19 protein-coding genes and 1 pseudogene are annotated in these 20329 nt (G+C 65.9%); 7 read left to right on the top strand and 13 right to left on the bottom strand.

Features of this window, described 5'->3' with window-relative positions; all coding sequences use genetic code 11:
• Positions 1 to 7: 7 nt before the first annotated feature.
• The 4 genes and pseudogenes from NHF48_RS11835 to NHF48_RS25055 all read right to left on the bottom strand — a co-directional run.
• Positions 8 to 2455, bottom strand: a complete 2448-nt coding sequence (locus tag NHF48_RS11835; RefSeq protein WP_253071234.1) for a TonB-dependent receptor — start codon at positions 2453 to 2455, stop codon at positions 8 to 10.
• 210 nt (positions 2456 to 2665) lie between these two features.
• On the bottom strand, positions 2666 to 3325 hold the full coding sequence (locus tag NHF48_RS11830) for a dTMP kinase (protein WP_253071233.1): 660 nt from the start codon (positions 3323 to 3325) through the stop codon (positions 2666 to 2668).
• Positions 3326 to 3345: 20 nt separating this feature from the next.
• Positions 3346 to 3951, bottom strand: a complete 606-nt coding sequence (locus NHF48_RS25060) for a phosphatidylglycerol lysyltransferase domain-containing protein (protein ID WP_342454745.1) — start codon at positions 3949 to 3951, stop codon at positions 3346 to 3348.
• Between the two features lie 112 nt (positions 3952 to 4063).
• A pseudogene (locus NHF48_RS25055) lies at positions 4064 to 4192 on the bottom strand (phosphatidylglycerol lysyltransferase domain-containing protein); the annotation flags it as partial.
• A gap of 68 nt (positions 4193 to 4260) precedes the next feature.
• Between NHF48_RS25055 and NHF48_RS25050 the strand changes: the two are divergent.
• On the top strand, positions 4261 to 4455 hold the full coding sequence (locus NHF48_RS25050; protein ID WP_342454637.1) for a hypothetical protein: 195 nt from the start codon (positions 4261 to 4263) through the stop codon (positions 4453 to 4455).
• A 72-nt stretch (positions 4456 to 4527) separates the two neighbouring features.
• Here the strand turns inward: NHF48_RS25050 and NHF48_RS25045 are convergent, their stop codons facing one another.
• The 4 genes from NHF48_RS25045 to NHF48_RS11810 all read right to left on the bottom strand — a co-directional run bounded on the left by NHF48_RS25045 (position 4528) and on the right by NHF48_RS11810 (position 7485).
• The gene (locus NHF48_RS25045) at positions 4528 to 5880 is read right to left on the bottom strand and encodes a hypothetical protein (RefSeq protein ID WP_342454636.1); all 1353 of its coding nucleotides are present in this window, start codon (positions 5878 to 5880) and stop codon (positions 4528 to 4530) included.
• A 19-nt stretch (positions 5881 to 5899) separates the two neighbouring features.
• Complete coding sequence (locus tag NHF48_RS11820; RefSeq protein WP_253071232.1) at positions 5900 to 6145, bottom strand: DUF2147 domain-containing protein; 246 nt, start codon at positions 6143 to 6145, stop codon at positions 5900 to 5902.
• Positions 6146 to 6296: 151 nt separating this feature from the next.
• A complete protein-coding gene (locus NHF48_RS11815) occupies positions 6297 to 7064 on the bottom strand; it encodes a virulence factor (protein ID WP_253071231.1) in 768 nt (255 codons plus the stop codon).
• A gap of 133 nt (positions 7065 to 7197) precedes the next feature.
• Positions 7198 to 7485: a chorismate mutase gene (locus tag NHF48_RS11810; RefSeq protein ID WP_107954710.1), complete on the bottom strand. Its 288-nt coding sequence runs from the start codon at positions 7483 to 7485 to the stop codon at positions 7198 to 7200.
• A 149-nt stretch (positions 7486 to 7634) separates the two neighbouring features.
• Between NHF48_RS11810 and NHF48_RS11805 the strand changes: the two genes are divergently transcribed.
• The gene (locus NHF48_RS11805) at positions 7635 to 8663 is read left to right on the top strand and encodes a polyprenyl synthetase family protein (protein ID WP_253071230.1); all 1029 of its coding nucleotides are present in this window, start codon (positions 7635 to 7637) and stop codon (positions 8661 to 8663) included.
• Positions 8664 to 8668: 5 nt separating this feature from the next.
• Here NHF48_RS11805 and NHF48_RS11800 read toward each other — a convergent pair whose 3' ends face one another.
• The 4 genes from NHF48_RS11800 to NHF48_RS11785 all read right to left on the bottom strand — a co-directional run bounded on the left by NHF48_RS11800 (position 8669) and on the right by NHF48_RS11785 (position 14979).
• On the bottom strand, positions 8669 to 10186 hold the full coding sequence (locus NHF48_RS11800; protein ID WP_253071229.1) for a lipopolysaccharide biosynthesis protein: 1518 nt from the start codon (positions 10184 to 10186) through the stop codon (positions 8669 to 8671).
• 118 nt (positions 10187 to 10304) lie between these two features.
• Positions 10305 to 13079 carry a DNA polymerase I gene (gene polA / locus NHF48_RS11795; RefSeq protein ID WP_253071228.1) on the bottom strand — a complete coding sequence of 925 codons (2775 nt, stop codon included), beginning with the start codon at positions 13077 to 13079 and terminating at the stop codon, positions 10305 to 10307.
• 326 nt (positions 13080 to 13405) lie between these two features.
• Positions 13406 to 14362 (bottom strand): isopenicillin N synthase family dioxygenase, encoded by a 957-nt coding sequence (locus NHF48_RS11790; protein WP_253071227.1) that lies wholly within the window; start codon positions 14360 to 14362, stop codon positions 13406 to 13408.
• A gap of 119 nt (positions 14363 to 14481) precedes the next feature.
• Positions 14482 to 14979, bottom strand: a complete 498-nt coding sequence (locus NHF48_RS11785) for a hypothetical protein (RefSeq protein ID WP_253071226.1) — start codon at positions 14977 to 14979, stop codon at positions 14482 to 14484.
• Positions 14980 to 15105: 126 nt separating this feature from the next.
• On the opposite strand from NHF48_RS11785, the gene NHF48_RS11780 reads away from it, so the two are divergent.
• Entirely contained in the window at positions 15106 to 16365 is a 1260-nt protein-coding gene (locus NHF48_RS11780; RefSeq protein WP_253071225.1) for a multidrug effflux MFS transporter, read from the top strand.
• A 79-nt stretch (positions 16366 to 16444) separates the two neighbouring features.
• A complete protein-coding gene (locus tag NHF48_RS11775) occupies positions 16445 to 16789 on the top strand; it encodes a hypothetical protein (RefSeq protein WP_056065779.1) in 345 nt (114 codons plus the stop codon).
• A 36-nt stretch (positions 16790 to 16825) separates the two neighbouring features.
• Here NHF48_RS11775 and NHF48_RS11770 read toward each other — a convergent pair whose 3' ends face one another.
• A complete protein-coding gene (locus NHF48_RS11770; RefSeq protein ID WP_136191234.1) occupies positions 16826 to 17035 on the bottom strand; it encodes a hypothetical protein in 210 nt (69 codons plus the stop codon).
• Between the two features lie 297 nt (positions 17036 to 17332).
• Here NHF48_RS11770 and NHF48_RS11765 point away from each other — a divergent pair, with 297 nt between their 5' ends.
• From NHF48_RS11765 to NHF48_RS11755, 3 genes are all read left to right on the top strand, one after another.
• Positions 17333 to 17998, top strand: a complete 666-nt coding sequence (locus NHF48_RS11765) for an outer membrane protein (RefSeq protein WP_056065788.1) — start codon at positions 17333 to 17335, stop codon at positions 17996 to 17998.
• A gap of 541 nt (positions 17999 to 18539) precedes the next feature.
• Positions 18540 to 19841, top strand: a complete 1302-nt coding sequence (locus NHF48_RS25040; protein WP_253071224.1) for a thermonuclease family protein — start codon at positions 18540 to 18542, stop codon at positions 19839 to 19841.
• Complete coding sequence (locus tag NHF48_RS11755) at positions 19798 to 20286, top strand: hypothetical protein (RefSeq protein WP_253071223.1); 489 nt, start codon at positions 19798 to 19800, stop codon at positions 20284 to 20286. The genes NHF48_RS25040 and NHF48_RS11755 overlap by 44 nt, the downstream gene beginning before the upstream one ends.
• Positions 20287 to 20329 lie beyond the last annotated feature (43 nt).

The raw sequence follows: 20329 nt of genomic DNA, 5'->3' as shown, positions 1-20329 counted from the left end.
CTCATACCTACTGCTTGATGCGGAAGGTAAGCCCGATCGTGCGCGGGTCGCTCGGCGTGGCGAGGATCAGGCCCGAATTGCCCGCCTGGATCGTCACGTTCTGGATGTAATCCTTGTTCAGCAGGTTGCGCGAGAAGACGGCGAGTTCCCAGCCGTCCTTCGAGCGAAAGCCGATGCTGCCGTTGACAATCGTGTAGCCCTGGATGACCGTGAACGCCGACCCCGAGGGATCGCCGAACTGCCGCGTGCGCGTGTTCGAATCGACATGGACGAAGCCGCTGCCGATGTCGGCGATCGGCTGGTTGTAGTCGGCGCCGAGCGTGTACGACCAGCGGGGCAGGCTCGACAGGCGCTGGCCGCTGAGATCGCAGAACGCGGCAGTGTTGAAGATCCGCTCGATCGGGCAGGGGGCCGCCGGGTAGGAATTGAACTTGCCGTCGGCGTAGGCGACGCTGCCGCGCAGCGACAGGTTGCGCGTGACGAGTGCGGTCGCGTCGGCCTCGAAGCCGCGGACGGTGACCTTCGGGATATTGGCGAGATAGGTACGCAAAGCGGCGGCGGCGCGGGTGTCGGTGACGTTCGACTGGAAATCGGTGACGCGCGTATAATAGCCGTCGACGTTGAAGATCAGGCGGTTGTCGAACAGCTGCGTCTTGAGGCCGATCTCGTACGCGGTGTTTTTCTCCGGACGGACGACGGCGGTACCGATGGCGGGCTGGTTCTGGTCATTGAGCGGAAGGCCAGACATGTTGATACCGCCCGATTTCTCGCCGCGCGCGTAGCTGGCGTAGGCGAGGACGTTATCGGTCGCCTGGTACGCGATGTTGCCGCGCCCCGTCAGCGCACCGTCCTTGTCGCTGGCGGCGTAGTTCTGGCCGCGCAGGATCGACAGCTTGGCGGCGTTAAGCGCGGCGTTGGTGGTCTGCAAACCGCCGAAGGTGAAGGTGTCGTACGTGCCCTCCTTCTCCTCATAGGTGTACCGAAGTCCGCCGGTCAGCGTCAGGCGGTCGACCGGCTTCCAGTTCACTTCGCCGAACGCGGCATAGCTGTCCGAGCGGAAATCGGTGCGGCCGTCGGTGCCGTAGCCGTCGAGCAGGTTGCTGGGGACGGCGGTTGCAGCGGCGCCCGTGCCTGTCGACGTCCCGATCAGGTAGCGCGCGGCGGCGGGGCCGTAGATCGAGATCGGGCGGCCGATGACGCGCTGGCGGAAGAAATACAGCCCGCCGACATAGCTCAGTTTGTGGTCGCCGTTCGAGGCGAGGCGGAGTTCCTGGCTATACTGGTCCTGGCGCGAGGGGATGTGCTGTTCGGTCTGGATCGGGATGCCGGTATAGTCGCGATCGTTGTCGGCATCCCAGTTCCAGAAGCGCCACGCGCTGACCGAGGTGAGCGTCGCACCGCCCAGGTTCCAGTCGGCGATGACGCCGACGCCGCCCTCGTTGGTATCGACACCGAGCGCCGCGTCGATGTCGGTCTTGCGGTCGTACGGATTGGTGCTGGGCGGTGCGTAGTTGAACTGTGCGGCGAGGCCGGTCGGGCCGCTGAACTGTCGCGTGGCGGTGCGGAACAGACGGCCGTCGGTGCCGCTACCCGACCGTGTGGCGACGTTGTAATAGACCTGCGTGCAGCAGTTGCTCTGGAAGTTGGTGAAGTCGGCGCTGACCTTCACCTGGAACACCTCAGAGGGACGGAACAGCAATTGTCCGCGGATCGCCTGGTTGCCAATGGTGTTCTGGTCGCGGCCGGTGACGACGTTATCGATCACGCCATCGCGGCGCGTGCTGACCACCGACACGCGGCCGGCGAGCGTATCGCCGATGATCGGGCCGGAGACGGCGCCCTTCACCTGGAGGAAATTATAGCTCGCATAGCTGATCTCGGCCTCACCCTCGGTCGTGAAGGTCGGCGCTCGGGTCGTGATGTTGATCGCGCCGGCGGTGGAGTTCTTGCCGAACAGCGTGCCCTGCGGCCCACGCAATACCTCGACCTGCTCGATGTCGCTGAAGTCGAACGCAGCGGTGGCGGGGCGCGCGTGATAGATCTGGTCGACATAATAGCCGACGCCGGGCTCCAAACCGTCATTGGCCTGGCTGACCGCGACGACGCTGCTGCCGAGCCCGCGGATCGTGAACGCGGTGTTGCGGGGATTGGCCGAGCTGTAGTTCAGCGCGGGGACGAGCTGCGCCAGTTGCTGCGTGTTCACGGTGTACGACCGGTCGAGCAGCGCGCCACCGACGACGGACAGCGAACCGGGGATCTTCTGTGCGTTTTCGGCGCGACGACGGGCGGTGACGATCACCTCCATCGAGGAGTCGGGTTCAGTGCTCGGCTGCGCGTTGCTCTCGGTGCGGGTCTGTTCCGGATTGGCTGCGCTGGTCTGCGCGTCTGCCATGATCGGCAGGCACGTCGTCGCCAGCAACACGGCACTCAGCCGCGCGAAATCATGTCCCCGCATTGTCGTCACCCCCTTCGTTATATAGTCGAGCTACATAACGGGAAGTTTTGAAACGGATAGAGGGTTTTGCGGATGCGCGCGCGCCGACACACGCACCACCCCGGCGAAGGCCGGGGCCCAATTGGGGGACGACGCTTGGCGGGCGTTGCAAGCTGTTACTGCTACTTTTCCACTTGGGCCCCGGCCTTCGCCGAGGTGGTGCCAGCGGCGTTAAGCGAGGAGGGCCACGATCTCGCCGGCAATTTCGGCGGGCAAGCGCGACGCGCCATCGGCCACCGTCGACACGGTCGCCCAGCGCCCCAGCAACCCAGCCTCGGCCATCGCCGTGTAATTCGTCCGCACCCGGTCCTGCAGCCCGGTATCCGCCTCATACGCGTCGAACGCATCGTCGGTGTAGGACCGCTTCCGCTTCTTCAGGATCAGTCCACGCGCGATGTCGGCCGGCGTGTCGAGATACACCGACAGGTCAGGCTTCGGCAGCGCGAACGAGCCCGTCTCCAAATCAGCGATCCACGCCATCATCGCGTCAGCCTCGTCAGCCGGAACCTGCGCCGCCTGATAGGCCATGTTCGAGGCGATATACCGGTCGAACACGACCACATCGTTCGCCGCCATCGTCGCCAGCAGGTGCTCCCGCGACTCCATCCGGTCGAGCGCATACAGCACCGCCGCCGCCCTGGGCGACGTGCCACGCGGCAGGGTGCCCGCCAGCATCGCGCCGAGTGCCCAGCCGCCGACCGTCTCGGTATAGCGCGGGAACGACACGACGTCGGCGGTGCGGCCCGCGGCACGCAACTGCTCGACCACCAATGCCGAGGCGGTGGCCTTGCCCGCGCCGTCGGCGCCTTCGATTGCCAGGAGGAAGCTCATGGCGTCTGCCCTAGCAAGGCTTACCGGCTCACCAAAGCCCGCAAATCGATCAGCCCGCGCAGCAGGGACGTGCCGCCCGGCGAGGCGATGTAGCGAGGCGTCCAGTTCGGGCGGAACTTCTCCTTGTACGCGCGCAGGCCAGCAAACCCGTAGAAGCGCTCGCCGTGGCGGAACAGGAAGGCGGCAACCTTCGACCAGGTCGGTGACAGCCGCCGCGCCTCGATTCCCGACAGCGGCGCGATACCTAGCGAAAAATTGCGATAGCCCTGCTCGTGGCCCCACAGCATCAGCCGCGTGAACAGGAAATCCATGCCACCCTGCGGCATGTCCTCGGCGTGGCGCATCAGGTCGACCGACAGCTCCTGCCTGTTCGGCGTGCCCCAGACGTTGGCGAAGGCGACGAGCCTGCCCTCGATCCGCACCACCGCGCAGTCGAACTTCGCCATATATCCCGGCTCGAACCGACCGACGCTGAAGCTCTTCTCGGCATGATCCTTGTCGGCGAGCCACCAGTCGGAGATCGCTTGCAGTTCTGGAATGATCGCGGGCATTTCGGCGGCCGGCACGACCGCGAACTGGGCGCCCGCCCGCTCGGCGACACGGCTGGCCTTCCGCACGCTGCGCATCTCGGGCGTCTCCAGCGTGAAGCCGTCGAGCTCGACCGTCGCCTCCCTCGCCGTATTTGACCAGCTTCAGCCCCATCTCGATCGCGATCGGCACGATGCGCAGGCCGATCTGGTACAGCAACAGCCGGCCCTGCGCGGCGTCGGCGCGGGCGCGGATGGCCCAGAGCAGTTCGGACCACGCCTCGCTCGGACCGACCGGATCGCCGAGCACGATCCAGCTCGCGCCCTTGACCTGGTACATCAGGAACGCGTCGCCGCTGTCCGAGACCAGGAAGCGCTTGTCGCCAGTAAAAAGCGAGCATCGCGTCGGTGCGGTCGGCATGCGCGAGCGCGGCGGTCGCGACGTCGTTGGGCAGCATGTCGTGGACCATCGGCACGGGTGCCGCGGCGAACAGTCGCCAGATCGCCGCGCCGATCAGCAACAGCCCGACTGCGAGGCTGGTGCGCAGGAAGCGCGAGGCGTTGGCGTTGGTCTCGAACTGCCACCACAGGTCGCTCGAATAGCCGACGCGGCGATAGGCGAAAAAGCCGATCAGCACCGACAGCCCGATCGCGGCGCCAACGCCGACCAGCCACTCAGGCGACAACGGCTCCGCGGTCAGCCGCGTCCGCCGATAGAACGCCGCGCGCGTCCACTGCAGCGCGGCGGCGGTAAGCAGCAAAATCGTCGCTTCCTCGTAATCGAGGCCTTTCGCGATCGACAACAGGGCACCCGCGACGAGCAGGGTCCGCGCCGCCCAGAACGCGCCGTCGAGCCGCCGGTACAGTCCGAGTGCGACCAGCAACAGCATCACGCCGACGAGGCTCGCCGCGACGTGCGCCATCTCGCTGATCGGCAGCGGGAGGATCGTCGCCAGCGTATCCATGCGACCGGGCGCAGCGGGCAGCGCGCCCGATACGAGCAACATCGCGCCGCTCAAGAACACCAGCACGCCTAACAGTAAGGGGGCCAGCGGCAATGCGATGGCGAGCGGGTCGGTGCCTCGACCGCGCCACTGGCGTCCCTCGTGGAACGCCATCAGTACCGCGGCCAGGATCAGCGGCGCGACGTAATAGATGATGCGGTAGGCGAGCAAAGCTGCGAGGACCGTGGCATTGTCCTGCGGCATCGTCGCGATGATCACCGCCTCGAACACGCCCAGCCCGCCCGGCACATGGCTGATCAACGCGACGACGATCGCCACCGCGTAGCCGAGGAACAGCACCGGATAGAGTTCGGGTGAGGCATTGGGGAGCAGCACGAACAACGCCGCACTTGCCGCGGCCAGGTCGACGGTCGAGACCAATAGGAGCGCGAGCGCCTGCCGCCAGTTCGGCAGGGGCAGTCGCCAGCCGAGCAGCCCGATCGATCCACCCCTGCCGGTGACGCAGGACGACCCCCAGCATGACGAGCGGGATGACGATGCCGACACTGCGCTCCAGCAGAGGCGGCATCGTCCACCTCACGATCGGTAGCGTCCCCGGATGGATCGCCATCGACAGGCACGCGACCGTGATTACGCCCGCCCAGAACGTCACGCCGGCTATCAGCACGACGCGTGCCACGGCGGCTTCGTCGAGGCCAGCCCGGCTGTAGACGCGGTAGCGCGCCGAGCCGCCGGTCAGCATGGCCAGCCCGAGATTGTGGCTGATCGTGTAGCTGGTGAACGACGCGACTGCAGCGGTCCGCCACGGCAGCGGATGGCCGATCACTTTCAGTGCAATCGAATCGTAGAAGGTCAGCGCGATATAGCTGACGACGGTCAGCCCGATCGCCACCGAGAGCTGCGGCCAACCGAGCGCGGAGAACGCGGCGCGCACTTCGGACAGACGGATTTCGGCAGTCAGCTTGTGGATCGCAGCAAAGCCAAGCACCGCGACGACCAACACTGCCAGCGCGATTAGCGTGCCCCGGCGATGCGCGATCCAGTCGCGGGTCCGGATGATCAACGGACGAGTCGTCATCGGGTCAACCGCGGTGCCAAGTCTGCGTCTTGCACAGGAACCCGCCGATCAGGCAGCCTTTCACGTCGATCGTATTCGCGTCGACCAGCGTCAGCGTCGACCCGAAGGTGCGGCCCATGTCGGGGACGAAGATCTGGCCCGACCATTTCCTGCGGCCGCTAGGGCGATATTCGCGAAGCAAGGCGGTGCCGATCAGTTTCGGCGTGCCGCCATCGCGCGCGTCGGCCTGCGCCTCATCGCTGGCCCGCACCACCCAGCCGCACAGCCTGTCCCCCGCAGGCGCCGGTCTTCACGGCCACGCTGTTCTTCGGATTGTGCCAGATGCCTTCCACGGGGAAGCAGGGGCCGGGCTGCCCACGGCCATCGCGAGCGCCATCATCACAGGAATCATCGGTCGATCCTCAATCCGCGAAAACGAACCGCGCCAGCACCTCGTAGAGCGCATCGGCGTCGCGGTGAAGCGGGTGTCCGCCCGGCAACGCGATCCGCGTCGCATTGGCCTGGGTCATCAACGGGCACAGGCTGCCAACTTCCTCCACGCCCTGGACGCATAGCAGAGGTGCCCAGGTCAGCTGGCGCGCGGTCGGCATCGCGTCGACGGTCGGGGTCCAGAGATCGAAGACCTCGCTTGGTGACGCGCGGAACTGGACGTTGTCCTCGGGTACGATCAGCGCGACTTTTGCAATCTTCGCGCGGAGTTCGGGGGCAAGGTCGACCAGCCCGACATGCAACATGTCCGCGCCGAACGACTGGCCGATCAGGACCACCCGGTCGGCATGGCCGAGCCGCAACGCGCGCTGTTCGGCGCGCGCGATCAGCGTCGTGATGTCCGCCGGCGTCCGCGTCGTACGCAGATAGGTCAGCGTGTTGACCGCGACCACCGGCACGCCGTCCGCCGCCAGCCGCCGCGCGATCTGCGGCGCCATGCCGATCTTGTAGCCGAGGTCGCCGGTGAGAAGCACGACGGCGAACGGCCGCTGCGGCTTGGTCGGGTAGACATCGGTGAACAACGGCCCACCGAAATAGCCGAGCCAGCCCATGAAGCCGGTCGCGACAATAGCGGCCAGAACCAGCGCGAGCAGGGATCGGTAGAGCCACGTCATCCGCAACCGATTGCACCGCGGCAGGTGATCGGCACGTGGAGCGACAGTGAAGTTTTCTTCACGCACTGCTCCCCTCCCTGACAGGGAGGGGGCTGGGGGTGGGGTGGCTCGCTCGTGCCGTAACGGTCTGATATGCGGAAACCGACCCACCCCCGACCCCTCCCCTTCCAGGGAGGGGGAGAAGAACCCATCTGGCCCCTCAAACCGGATCGTGCGCCAACCGCTCATGATGACGGATCACCTCGTCGATGATGAAGCGCAGGAATTTTTCCGAAAACTCGGGATCGAGCTGCGCTTCCGCCGCCAGATGCCGCAATCGAGCGATTTGGCGCTCCTCACGCCCCGGATCCGCGGCGGGCAGGCCGTGCGTCGCCTTGTGGCGGCCTACCGCCTGCGTCACCTTGAAGCGCTCCGCGAGCATGTGGATCAGTGCCGCATCGATGTTGTCGATGCTCTGCCGGTATCCGGTCAACAGGTCGTCAGCCACCAAAATACCCTTTCGTTGGTTCGGCGCGCCTTTTGCGGTGGTGCAACCGGATCGGCAAGGCGTCGCACGGCAGATCGGGGCGAGCCGGGGCAGCTCGACGCCCGGCAAGGGTTGCTTTGCAGGGGCATAGGCGTCAGAGGCTCGGGAAGATGAGCGCCACCGTCCACCGCCTCGACACCCTTCGTCCCACGCCCGAGTCCCAGCCTTCGCTGGACCCGATGGTCAAGCTTGTCCGTGGCGACATGGACCAGGTCAATGCGGTGATCCGCGGCCGGATGGAGTCGGAAATTCCGCTGATCCCCGAACTCGCGGGGCATTTGATCGCGGGTGGAGGCAAGCGGATGCGGCCGATGCTGACGCTCGCGAGCGCGCAACTGATCGACTATACCGGTACGCAGCATCACCTGCTCGCCGCCGCGGTCGAGTTCATCCACACCGCGACCTTGCTCCACGACGACGTCGTCGATGGCTCCGACCTGCGCCGCGGCAAGCGCACCGCCAACATCATCTGGGGCAACCCTGCCAGCGTACTGGTCGGCGACTTCCTGTTCAGCCGCAGCTTCGAACTGATGGTCGAAGCCGGCAGCCTCAAGGCGCTGAAGATACTGTCCTCAACCAGCGCGGTCATCGCCGAGGGCGAGGTCAACCAGCTCACCGCCGCGCGCCGCGTCGATCTGGGCGAGGAGCGCTATCTCGACATCATCGGCGCGAAGACCGCGGCGTTGTTCGCGGCAGCCTGCCGGATTTCGGCCGTGGTAGCTGAACGACCCGAGGCGGAAGAGGCCGCACTCGACGCCTATGGCCGCAATCTGGGCATCGCATTCCAGTTGGTCGACGATGCGATCGATTACGTCTCCGATGCTGATACGATGGGCAAGGATGCGGGCGACGACTTCCGCGAGGGCAAGATGACTCTGCCGGTGATCCTCGCCTATGCGCGTGGCTCGGACGAGGACCGTGCGTTCTGGAAAGACGCGGTCGAAGGTCGCCGTGACAGCGAGGCCGATCTCCAGAACGCGATCCGCCTGATCCGCTCGACCCGAGCGATCGACGACACGTTCGCGCGCGCGCGGCATTACGGCCAGCGCGCGATCGACTCGATCGCCGGCTTCCCTAATGGCGCCGCCAAGGACGCGATGATCGAAGCCGTCGAGTTCGCGGTCGCCCGCGCATATTGATCGTCTTAGCGGATCGGTGATCCGGCATTCGGCAGCGTCGCCTCGCCGACCGGTGTCGATTTGCCAAACAAGGCGCGGTCCGCGGGGCCGAACGCGTACTTCCACAGAATGTAGAGATAGGTCGCGGCGATCGCGGGTTCGCCGATCGCGAGTTCGACCCATTCGTAGCGTTTGGGCAGCGCGGTGAACCCAGCCCCGACGACGATCGCGGCCAGCGCGGCCCAGATCAGCGGCCAGCGCCACGGTGAGACGCTTGTCCCAAGCAGATGGCCGAGCAGCTTCGACTTGATGATCGAGGTCAGACCCACCGACAGCATCAGCGCGATCGCCGGGCCTGCCGCCTGGTAATTGACGGGGTAGCCCAGTGCCCGGATCGTGAAGATCAGCGCGAAACTGAGGCCGACCTGGAACGCGAGCATTGCCGCGGAGATCATCAAATTGCGGTGGCGGGCGATGTAGACAAGCGCGGATTCGCTGACCGCGCCGGTCGAGGCGAGCACTTCGGCGGTGAGCAGGAACGCAAGCGCGGCGGTGCCGGCGACGAACTGCGGTCCGACCACGCCCATCACCGCTTCGCCGGGGATCGAGCCCATCAGCGCAAGGCCGCCTTGCGCCGCCATGATCCAGAACGCGACTTGGCGGACCTGGTTGGCGATTGCCGCGCGGTCGTTGATCGCGAGGCTGTGGGTGATGACAGGGCCGAGGATCGGGTCGAAGCTGGTCTTGAGCTTCTGCGGCAGGCTGGCGACCTGCTGTGCCATGTAATAGATGCCGACGATCTTGGGCTCGAACATCACGCCGAGGATGAAGCGGTCGACGTTGCGGCTGCCCCATTCGAGGATGTCCGCACCGGCGAGCGGCACGTTGGCGCGGGCGAGCGCGTAAAGCGGACGTAGCTGCGGCTTCCAGCCGCGCGGCACGCCGTAGCTGCGCAGGAACGGCACGAGGCTGGCGATCAGCGCGGCAGTCATCGACGCGACGTAGCTGAGCACGAGGCCGTCGCGGATCGTGAAATATGAGAACGCCCAGGCGGCGATCGAGATCGTCCAAGGCTCGACGACTGCGCGCGCGGTGACCGCTGCCTTGACGTTGAGGCGGTAGGCGAGCGCGGCGAGGCTGACGTCGGACCAGGCGACCGCGACAATGATCAGCGGCAGGAACCGGTCGAGCCCGGTAATCGCGCTGTTCGGATACATGATCTGCGGGAAGGTGCAGAGCACGGCACTGGCGATGAGGGAGGCGACGAACGCGACTGCCATTGCGTCCCAGACTACGTTGGCGTGGGGGCGGTCGGCGCTGCTGAGAGCCTGGGCGAGGCCGCGCTTGAGGCCGAGCGTGGCTAGGAGTGCGGCGAGTTCGACCACCACGACCGCGATCGCGAAGCGGCCGACGAGGTCAGGGCCGTAGATGCGGCCGGCGATGAATAGGAACGGGATACGCGCCGCGAGACGAAGGACGAAGCCGGCGATGTTGGTGCGGCCGCCCTTGGCGAGCGTGTCGATATCCTGCGTGGCCTCGGTCACGCTGCTGCGCCATTCGTGGACCGCCCCGCGGCAAAGCCGCGTCGTCGGTCGGAGCAAAGGCTCCGCCGGCCGCGCTGGTGCGAGTCAGCCGGACATGGCCGGCTGCCGCCCTGCGCGTTCAATGTGCCGCTCCCCAGCTAAGGCCGGTGCCGATTTCAATGCCGAGCGGTACGTCGAGCGTCACCGCAGGTTGCGCGGCGTTCGCCATGACCTGCTCGATGACCGGCTTGGCAGCTTCAACGTCACCTTCCGGCAATTCGAACACGAGTTCGTCGTGGACCTGAAGCAGCATGCGGACATTGGGCAGACCCGCTTCGAGCAACGCCGGCCCCATCCGCACCATTGCGCGCTTGATGATGTCGGCGCTGGTCCCCTGGATCGGCGCGTTGATCGCCGCGCGTTCGGCGCCCTGGCGTTCGTGCTGGATCTTCGAGCGGATGCGGGGGAAGTGGGTCTTTCGGCCGAACAGCGTGGTTGTGAAACCGCTCGCGCGGACGCTTTCGGTGGTCTCGACGATGTAGTTCGAGATGCCGGGGAAGCGGTCGAAATAGCGGTCGATCATCGCTTGCGCTTCGTCCGCCGACACGTCCAAACGCCCGGCGAGGCCCCAGCGCGAGATGCCGTAGAGGATCGCGAAGTTGATCGTCTTCGCGCGGCCTCGGGTGTCGCGGTTGACCTCGCCGAACAGCTCCTGCGCGGTGAGGCTGTGGATGTCGTCGCCGTTCGCGAACGCGGCCTTCAGCGCGGGGACGTTGGCCATGTGCGCGGCCAGCCGTAGCTCGATCTGCGAGTAATCGGCGGCGAGGATGACGTTGCCGGGCTCGGCCACGAACGCGTCGCGGATTTGGCGGCCGATCTCGGTGCGGATGGGGATGTTCTGGAGGTTGGGATCGGTCGACGACAGGCGGCCGGTCTGCGCACCGGTCAGCGAGTAGGACGTGTGGACGCGACCCGTCGCCGGATTGATCTGCGCCTGCAATGCGTCGGTGTAGGTGGATTTGAGCTTCGACAACTGCCGCCAGTCGAGCACCTTCCGCGCGATCACCGCGCCGGGCGAGTCCTTGTCGGCGGCGATCCGTTCGAGTTCGTTGACGTCGGTCGAATAGACGCCCGACTTGCCCTTGCGGCCGCCCTTGATGCCCATCTTCTCGAACAGCACGTCGCCCAATTGCTTTGGGCTGCCGATCGTGAACGGCGCGCCCGCGAGCGCGTGGATCTCGGTCTCCAGGCTCGCCATCTGGCCGGCGAACTCGGTCGAGAGCTTTGACAGTTTGGCGGCGTCGACCTTGATCCCGTGCATCTCCATCTGCGCGATGACGGGGACGAGCGGACGATCGACCATCTCGTAGACGCGCGTCGAGCCTTCCGCGGGCAGGCGGCGTTTGAACCGGCGCCAGAGGCGGAGCGTCACGTCGGCATCCTCGGCGGCGTAGCGCGTCGCGGCCTTGAGGTCGATTTCGTTGAAGGTGCGCTGTGTCTTGCCGGTGCCGACCACATCCTTGAACGCGATGCAGCTGTGCGAGAGATGCGTGGCGGCGAGTTCGTCCATGCCGTGGCCGTGCAGCCCCGCGTCTAGATCGAAGCTCATCACGATCGTGTCGTCGAACGGCGCGATGTTCACGCCGCCGGTGGACGCGTAGGCGCGGCCGAGGACGATCATGTCGTATTTGAGGTTGTGGCCGATCTTCAGGACGCTCGGATCCTCCAGCAACGGCTTCAGTTTCTCCAGCACGAGCGCGCGATCGAGCTGGACCGGGTTTTCTGCGAGCAAATCAGTGCCGCCATGCGCGATAGGTACGTAGCAGGCGAGGTTCGGATGCAGCGCCATGCTCACCCCGACCAGGTCCGCGCGCGTCGCGTCGATGCCGGTGGTCTCGGTGTCGATCGCGATCCAGCCCTGGTGTTTCGCCACGGTGATCCAGCGATCGAGTGCGGCCTCGTCGACGACGGTTTCATAGTCGTCGTGCTTGCAGGGCTCGTCCTCGTCGAACTCGGCTGTGCTCGCGGGCTCGGCGACGGGGGCTTCGGCGACCGCAGAGAGCTTGGCGATCAGTGACTTGAAGCCGTGATGTTCGAGGAACGCGCGCAAGGGCGCGTCGGGGATGCCCTTGAGTTCGAGCTCCTCCAGCGGTTCGGGCAGCGCGACGTCGCATTTGAGCGTGACGAGAACCTTCGACAGCCGCGCCATCTCGGCATGCTCGATCAGGTTGTCGCGCAGCTTGCCTTTCTTCATGCCGTCGGCGGCCGCCAGCACGGATTCGAGATCGCCGTGTTCGAGGATCAGCTTCGCCGCGGTCTTTGGGCCGACGCCGGGGACACCGGGGACGTTGTCGACGCTGTCGCCCATCAGCGCGAGAACGTCGCCGAGCTGCGCGGGGGTGACGCCGTGGAATTTCTCCGCGACATGTTCCGCGCCGAGCCGGCGGTTGTTCATCGTGTCGTACATGTCGAGACCGGGCTCGATCAGCTGCATCAGATCCTTATCGGAACTGACGATCGTGACTTCCCAGCCTTGGGCAAGCGCGGCCTTCGAATAGCAGGCGATGATGTCGTCGGCTTCGAGTCCCTCGGTCTCAATGCACGGCAGCGAGAAGGCACGCGTGGCGTCGCGGATCATCGGGAACTGGGGGACGAGATCTTCGGGCGGCGGCGGACGCTGCGCCTTGTACTTGTCGTAGAGATCGTTGCGGAAAGTCTTCGACGACTTGTCGAGGATGACCGCCATGTGCGTGGGGCCGTCGGCCGCGTGGACCTCGTCGGCGAGCTTCCACAGCATCGTCGTATAGCCGTACACCGCACCGACCGGCTCGCCATGCTTGTTGGTGAGCGGCGGCAGCCGGTGATAGGCGCGGAAGATATAGCCGGAGCCGTCGACGAGATAGAGATGGGGCATCGCGCGCGGTCTAGCGGATGCGGGGGCCCGCACCAATGGGCGAAGCGTGGTTGTTGGGTATCAGGTCTGGAGAAAAGCGGTGGGGTGTTTGGCTGGCTTTTAGCGGTCCCGCGCGGACACCACCCCGGCGAAGGCCGGGGCCCAATTAGAAAGGTGGTCGTAACGGCGCGCTGCGCTTCGTTATCACCGTCCCACAATTGGGCCCCGGCCTCCGCCGGGGTGGAGATGTGATGAAAGATACCTGACCCACCAGGCCCCCACCTTGTTCTCCCGCGAAGGCGGGAGCCCAGTCTGGATCCCCGCCTTCGCGGGAGAACAAGATGCCTCTACTTCTTGATCAGCCCGATCTCGACCAGTCTCTCGTACAGGTAATCATGCGCGGTGATCGGGTTCGGATAGCGGTTCGCGTTGTCCGGCGTGATCGTGCCGGGCAGCGTCTCGATCAGGAAGTCCGGCGCCGGGTGCAGGAAGAACGGCATCGAATAGCGCGAGTGGCCGCGGCGTTCGGGGGGCGGGTTGACGACGCGGTGCGTGGTTGAGGGCAGCACGTTGTTGGTCAGCCGCTGGAGCATGTCCCCGACGTTGACGACCATCGCGCCCTCGGGCGGCTTGATCGACAGCCAGCGGCCGTTCGCGCGGTCGAGCAGTTCGAGCCCGGCTTCCTCGGCGCCGAGCAGCAGCGTGATGAGGTTGATGTCCTCGTGTGCGCCGGCGCGGACGCCCTCGGCGTCGGCGGGGATCGGCGGGTAGTGGAGCAGGCGAAGGATGCTGTTGCCGTCATTGACCGCGGGATCGAACCAGTCGGGCTTGAGCTTCAGGTGGCGGGCGATCGCCGAGAGCAGCTTGTCGCCTGCGCGGTCGAACGCGGCGAACAGTTCCAGGAAGACCGGTTTGAAGCCCTCGGGCCGCGTCGGCCAAACGTTCGGCGCCATCGTGTCCGCGTAGCGATGCACCTCGGGGAGTTCGCGACCGACGTGCCAGAATTCCTTGAGGTCGACGACCTTGGCGTCCTTGGCGATCTCGGTCTTGAACGGCGTGTAGCCGCGTGCGCCGCCGCCGCCGGGGATGTGATAGCCGCGCTTCTCGTCCTCGGGCAGGACGAACAGGAGCTTGGTTTCGGCCCAGGCGCGCTCGATCAGGTCGGCGGGGATGCCGTGGTCGGCGACGATCGCGAAGCCGTAGCGCTCGAACGATTCGCCGAACGCGGCGGCGAAACCGTCGGGGTCGGTGTCCTGCGTGGCAAGGCTGAGCGTCGGGACCTGGGCGGCGGGCGTATCGAGCATGGGGTGCGTGTCCGGTTTGGGGGATGCCCGATATAGGCGATCGGGGGTGGCGTGCCAAATGCCTGGATTAGGGTGGGGCGAGATTTCAATCCTCCCCCTTGGCGAGGGACGATCGTAGACTAGCCGCTGATGACGATCGTGCCGGTCGCCTTGTCCTTGCCGTCGGGAGCGAGTTCGAGGCGGAAGGGTTTGTTCTCGTCGGTTGTGCCGATCAGGTTCGCGCCCTCGGGATGGACCTGGTAGCCGACCTTGCCGAGCCGCCGTGCGAACCAGTCGCGGACGACAGCGGGTGTTGCCGGGCTGGCGAAGGCGACGCGCAACCCGCCGGCCTTGTCGTCGCCGACTATGTTGAGCGTCTTGATCGATGACCCCGGATACAGACGCACGCCGTTGAGATCGAAATTGCCCGTGTCGATCTTGATCTTCGGCAGCTTCACCGAGCCCTGGAAGCCGGGAACGTCGATCTTCATCTCGCCGGTCTCGCCGTTGATCGCGCCGAGGACGTTCCCGCCATCGGCGTTGATCGAGACCGACGCGCCCTCGTTCGAGCGATCGCAGGCGGACAAAGCGAGCACGCTGGTAAGGCCGACAGTGGCGAGAAAGAGCGGACGGATCATGGCTGTCTCCGAAGTGTGTTGTTCTGACAATACAGATAGGGGGCGGCGGCGCATCGCGCAATCATCAGCCCTGCGCTGGTTAGCGGGTTCCGCAAGACCGGCCGAGCGGGTAAAGGCGCACGCATCATGCAGACCCAGGATCCCCAATCCGACGCGCCAGCGATGCGCGGCGCGCCGATCGGTTTCGTCGAGTTCGTCGCGCTTGTCGCCTCGCTGATGTCGCTGACCGCGCTCGGCATCGACTCGATGCTGCCCGCGCTGCCGGCGATCGGCGACTCGCTCGGTGTCACGACCGAGAACGGCCGGCAGTTCGTGGTGACCGCGTTCGTGATCGGTTTCGGCGTGGCGCAGCTCGTCCACGGGCCGCTCGCGGATCGGTTTGGGCGGCGGACGGTGCTGCTCTGGTCGCTCGTCCTGTACATCATCGCCAACGTCGCGTGCGCGACCGCGGGCAGTTTCGCGCTGTTGCTGACGGCGCGCGTGTTTGGTGGCGCGGTGATCGCCGCGGCACGGGTTGCGACGATCGCTTTGGTTCGCGACTGCTATCATGGGCGAGCGATGGCGCGGGTCATGTCGATCGCGTTCATGGTGTTCATGATTGTGCCGATATTGGCGCCGACATTCGGCTGGGCGGTGCTCCAGTTCGGCGACTGGCGTGCGATCTTCTGGACCGTGGCGGTGCTGACGCTGGGGGTGTTGGTCTGGTTCTACCTGCGGATGCCTGAGACGCTGGCGCCCGAGAACGTCCTGCCGATTACGCCGGGGCGGATCCTCAGCGACTGGCGGCAGACGCTCGGCGATCGCAATTCGCTTGGCTATACGCTCGCCTCGACCGCGCTGCTCGGCTCCTTGTACGGCTATCTCAATTCGATCCAGCAGATCATGGCGGACGTGTTCCACAAGCCGTCGCTGCTGGCGCTGATCTTTGCCACCACGTCGGTGACGATGGCGATCTGCAACCTGCTCAACTCGCGGATCGTGATGCGACTGGGGACCCGGCTGATCAGCCATGGTGCGCTGTCGCTGATGATCCTGGTGTCGCTCGTCCACCTGTTTGCGATCGAGGTCGGGTTCGAGACGCTGGTCAGCTTCGCCGTCTTCCAGGCTTTGACGCTTGGGTGTTTCGGGCTGGCGACGTCGAATTTCTCGGCGATGGCGATGGAGAATATGGGGCGGATCGCCGGGACTGCGTCGAGCGTGCAGGGGTTCTTGAGCGTGACCATTGGCGCGGTGTTCGGCGCCTTGATCGGCCAGGCCTTCAACGGCACCACCGTGCCGCTGGTCGGCGGTTTTCTGCTCGCAGGGCTCGCCGCACTCCTGTCGATTCTGGTGACCGAACGCGGGCGGCTGTTCCGGCCCGCATCGACGGCGCCCGTCCGCGCTTGAAGGAACCACCGCACGCGTCCACCGTTCGCATCTGGTAGGCCTGCAAAACGCGGGCGTCCTGGAACGAGGGAGTGTGACCATGGGCGGACATCAGGTGCCGAGTGCCGGATCGGGCGACGACGGCTACGACGAAGAGGGCTATGACGAGAGCCAGCGCGCCGAGATCCTCGAGGCCACGCGCAACGGGCCGAGCGACGGTATCATCCTGACCGACCTCGAACCCGATCTGGGCGAAGACGACACCGACGACGAGTCGATCGACGAGACCAAGATGGATTCGGAAGAAGTCGGCGAGACGGACTCGTCGGTGACGATGGACGAAGCCGACATGGACGAGGACGACGTCCAGGACGAGCTCGACGACGACACGATCGACGACGATGAAGACCTGAAGGACGCCGACGACGTCGCGCTGAAGCCCTGAACTATCCGCGACGCGCCTCTGACAGGCGCGTCGCTCTCAGCCGGCGGCATTCGCGAGGATCGCGAGATCGTCTGCGTTGAATGCAGCACCGGCGGCGTCGGTCGGTCGCTCCACCGTATTACCCGAAGTCGCGTTTGTTGCGGCCGGTTCCGGTGCGTCGCTCGCGACGTCATAGGCCGTCCACACGATTCCCGCCGACCAGAAGAGCGCCGCCCAGCGGCTGCGGAACAGGCGTGAAAACCCCATCGATGCTGCATCGCACACTGGTTGTCACCAGAGGGTAAACGGACGGCGTTAACACCGAGCGCGGCTGCTTTTTGCCGCTTTTCCGCTGTATTCATGCCTAGTCCGCCCCGCCGCGGCCATGGTTCGTTCATCCAAATGACAGGAACCGTTGCTGTAACGCAACACAGCGGAACAGTTCCCGGAATGTGACGTTTTTTGTGCAACCATGTGCTCGCCGACCGGTTTGGCTTGCCTGGACCGAACCGACGCACCGTGCAGTCGGCGATCCACGCAACAACACGGTATAAGGTCAAACTCATGCGTAAGCTTTCCCTGGCAATCGCCCTCGCCGCCGCAACGGTCGCAGTTCCCGCCTTCGCGCAGGACATGTCGGCACCGGCACCTGTCGACAACAGCGCACAGCCCGGCGAAGCAGCAGCGCCCGACGGCTCGAAGGCATTCGGCATCGAGCCGTATTTCGGCGTGATGGGCGGCTGGGAGCAGTTCGACAACGAGCGCGGCCACGGCATTCCGCAGGCGATCAACGCTGACGGTTCGACCCGTCGCAGCTACAAGCCATCGGGCTCGCTGGTCCAGGGCGTGCTCGGCGTGAACGTGCCGCTCGGCCCGGTCTTCGTCGGCGCAGAAGGCAACGTGATCAAGGGCATCGATGGCAACATCGATTGGGAATACGGCGCAGCAGGCCGCTTCGGCTTCCGCGCTGGCGATAGCGGCCTGATCTACGGCAAGGTCGGCTACCAGTGGGTCAACTTCGACCATTTCTCGGGTCGTTCTAACGTCGTCGCAGACACCGGTCGTGACTACAGCGCGATCACCTACGGCATCGGCGCAGAAGTCGGTCCGCAGAACATCGGCCTGAAGGGCATCACCGGCAACGCAGGCTTCCGCATCCGCGCCGAGGTCAACACCTTCGGCGACGCCCAGAGCTTCCGTCCGATGCTCGGCATCATCACGCACTTCTAAGCCTTTGCCTCGCAAGAGGGAAATGCTGGACGCGTAACGGGGGCGGGGAGTGGCTAGGGTCATTTCCCGCCCTTCGTGCGTCTGGAGTCGTTGGGTTTTCGGGCCGAGATCGAGCGGTTCGAACGCTTGCCATCGCGGTGTTGCCGATGCCCGGATTGCGCGGAAGTGCACAAAGTTCACACGCTGGCGCGGTTGTGCACATCGCGCGACAGCGTCGTAATCGGTCGTCCGGATGCGGATGGATGCCATGCTCACGCCGCATCTGATCACGGCTCGGCGATGTAGGACAGCAGCATCGCTCGTGCGGGTGGCGCGGTCGTCGACTGGGGTTGTCGTCCGCATTCGGGTTGCTGAACGCCACCCTGAGGTTGCTCCGCCACGACGCTGGTGCCGCGATGCGCATCGGCTGTCGCACCCGAGACACGTACCTTGCGATGTTCACGATGCGTTCGCCTTATTTCCGACTCCGCCCGTCGCAACCTTCGCCGCCGCGAGGTGACATCGTCGCGCGCGCGCGTACGCGCGAGGGACGATGGAGTATGTGTTTGATTTCATGCGGTTGCTGAGTGGCGATCGCGCTGGCGCCACGCGCCGCGGTGGATCCGGTCGACGCCCGGCGCCCGGAGTCCTGCTGCAACTCCGCCTGGTATTCTACGGCGTGCTGCTCGGGCTGATGGTGCCGGTGATCCGCCAGATCGACTGGGCCGCTTTGGTGCCGCCGGGTTTGAAGGTCGAATGGCCCAGCGGGTTCGGCATCGCCTGGCCCGCCGGTCATTTGCGTGTGCCCGGCGGCTGGAGCAAGGCTGCGGACGCTGCCGCGGCGGACGCGTCGTCCTCGGCAAACGCTGCCGCCGCCGCCGCTTCCACCACCACCGGGGCGCTGGCCACAGCGGCAGGCGTCGCGAGTGCGGCGTCGACCGCCGCTGCCGCCGCCTCCGCGCTGTCGGGCGGCAAGGCGGTATCCGCGCGCTTCACGATATGCGGCCATGCCAAGCGGATTGACTGTATGGTCGACGGCGACACCTTCTGGATGGCAGGTACCAAGATCCGCATCGCCGACATCGACACGCCCGAAACCCATCCGCCCCGTTGCGCGTCCGAAGCCCGCGCCGGCAAGGCCGCCACGCTCAAGATGCAGGCGCTGCTCAACGCCGGCCCCTTCACGCTGGTCCCGATCAAGCGCGACGTCGATCGCTATGGCCGCAAACTGCGCATCGTCGAGCGTGACGGGAAATCGCTCGGCGAGGCGCTGGTACGAACCGGGCTCGCGCGGCGTTATGGTGGGGGGCAAGCGCGCGCCCTGGTGTCGAACCGGCTGGTTCTGACGGGACGGCGCAGCGTCCTCCCGGCGATCATCCTCGTTTGGGTTACCGACGTCGACCTTCGGGAACCGTGGTTTCCCTCTCCTCCGTCCGTCATGGTGCGGACGGCTCGCTTAGTCGAAGTGCTTGCGCTCGATCGTGATCCGCTTGTCCTGACAGAACCCGCAGTCCTTGCCGACGAAGCGTGTGGCGGCGGTGCGATCGTTCTTCAGCCGCCAGTCCAGCCAGGCAGTCACGACTTCCGCCGCGATACCGCCATGCGGTTGCATATAGGTGCCGCCATGACCCACCGGTATGTTGACCAGCGCCGCGGGGATATGGTCGATCCGCTGGAAATCGTCGGTACCGTTCGCGACCGCGATGTCGGTCGGGCCGCCGAGGACGTAGAGGATCGAGCCGTGCAGCCTCTTCAGCAACGCCTTGTCGGACACCACGCCGCCGATCGGGTTCGCGCCCTCGGGAAAGAAGCCGCTGTTCATGATCACCGCGGTCGTCACGCGCGGGTCCTGTGCGGCGGATAGCGCCTGCAAGCCGCCGCAACTCCAGCCAGACGCCGCGATCTCGGTGGTGGCGATCCTGCCCCTTGAATGGACTGTCGGCGCGGGCATTCTCACGTTGTGCCCAGTCGATCGCGTCGGTCAGCGCGCGTGTCAGCGTTGCCGAGGTCAGCTTCGTGCCGGGCGCTGGAGCGGGGGTCTGGGCGGGTTTGGTCGCGGCGTCGGACTTCGGCTTGGGGATCGTGCCCGACGCGATGACGAGGTAACCGTGCGAGGCGATCTCCAGCAGGTGGTTGCGCGAACTCGTACCGTCTGCGCTGCAGCCGCCATTGCCGAAGACGTAGATCCCGAGCTTGGCCCGACCCAGCGCACCAAGATTCGCCGGGCGGTAGACGACATGATCGGGCAGGTCCGCTCGTTCCTCGAAGATCGCGGGGTACGTGCCCGACCCGCGTTCCAGTGGCGCTGATTGCGCCGCCGCGCCGTCAGCGGTCTGCGCGATCGCGGGCGAA

The sequence above is a fragment of the Sphingomonas sp. H160509 genome, from assembly GCF_024124765.2.
In the GTDB taxonomy this organism is placed as follows: Bacteria; Pseudomonadota; Alphaproteobacteria; order Sphingomonadales; family Sphingomonadaceae; genus Sphingomonas.
The sequence above is the reverse complement of the archived record's forward strand: the minus strand, read 5'-3'. Positions and strand labels throughout refer to the sequence as shown.

Excerpts from the sequence above, each read along its gene's own strand:
- NHF48_RS11765 (WP_056065788.1), top strand. The coding sequence starts at position 17,333 with ATGCGTAAGCTTTCCCTGGCAATCGCCCTCGCCGCCGCAACGGTCGCA.
- NHF48_RS25060 (WP_342454745.1), bottom strand. The coding sequence starts at position 3,951 with ATGCGCAGCGTGCGGAAGGCCAGCCGTGTCGCCGAGCGGGCGGGCGCC.
- NHF48_RS11770 (WP_136191234.1), bottom strand. The coding sequence starts at position 17,035 with ATGGGGTTTTCACGCCTGTTCCGCAGCCGCTGGGCGGCGCTCTTCTGG.
- NHF48_RS11780 (WP_253071225.1), top strand. The coding sequence starts at position 15,106 with ATGCAGACCCAGGATCCCCAATCCGACGCGCCAGCGATGCGCGGCGCG.
- NHF48_RS11805 (WP_253071230.1), top strand. The coding sequence starts at position 7,635 with ATGAGCGCCACCGTCCACCGCCTCGACACCCTTCGTCCCACGCCCGAG.
- NHF48_RS11755 (WP_253071223.1), top strand. The coding sequence starts at position 19,798 with ATGATCACCGCGGTCGTCACGCGCGGGTCCTGTGCGGCGGATAGCGCC.
- NHF48_RS11785 (WP_253071226.1), bottom strand. The coding sequence starts at position 14,979 with ATGATCCGTCCGCTCTTTCTCGCCACTGTCGGCCTTACCAGCGTGCTC.
- NHF48_RS11775 (WP_056065779.1), top strand. The coding sequence starts at position 16,445 with ATGGGCGGACATCAGGTGCCGAGTGCCGGATCGGGCGACGACGGCTAC.
- NHF48_RS11790 (WP_253071227.1), bottom strand. The coding sequence starts at position 14,362 with ATGCTCGATACGCCCGCCGCCCAGGTCCCGACGCTCAGCCTTGCCACG.
- NHF48_RS11830 (WP_253071233.1), bottom strand. The coding sequence starts at position 3,325 with ATGAGCTTCCTCCTGGCAATCGAAGGCGCCGACGGCGCGGGCAAGGCC.
- polA (WP_253071228.1), bottom strand. The coding sequence starts at position 13,079 with ATGCCCCATCTCTATCTCGTCGACGGCTCCGGCTATATCTTCCGCGCC.
- NHF48_RS11835 (WP_253071234.1), bottom strand. The coding sequence starts at position 2,455 with ATGCGGGGACATGATTTCGCGCGGCTGAGTGCCGTGTTGCTGGCGACG.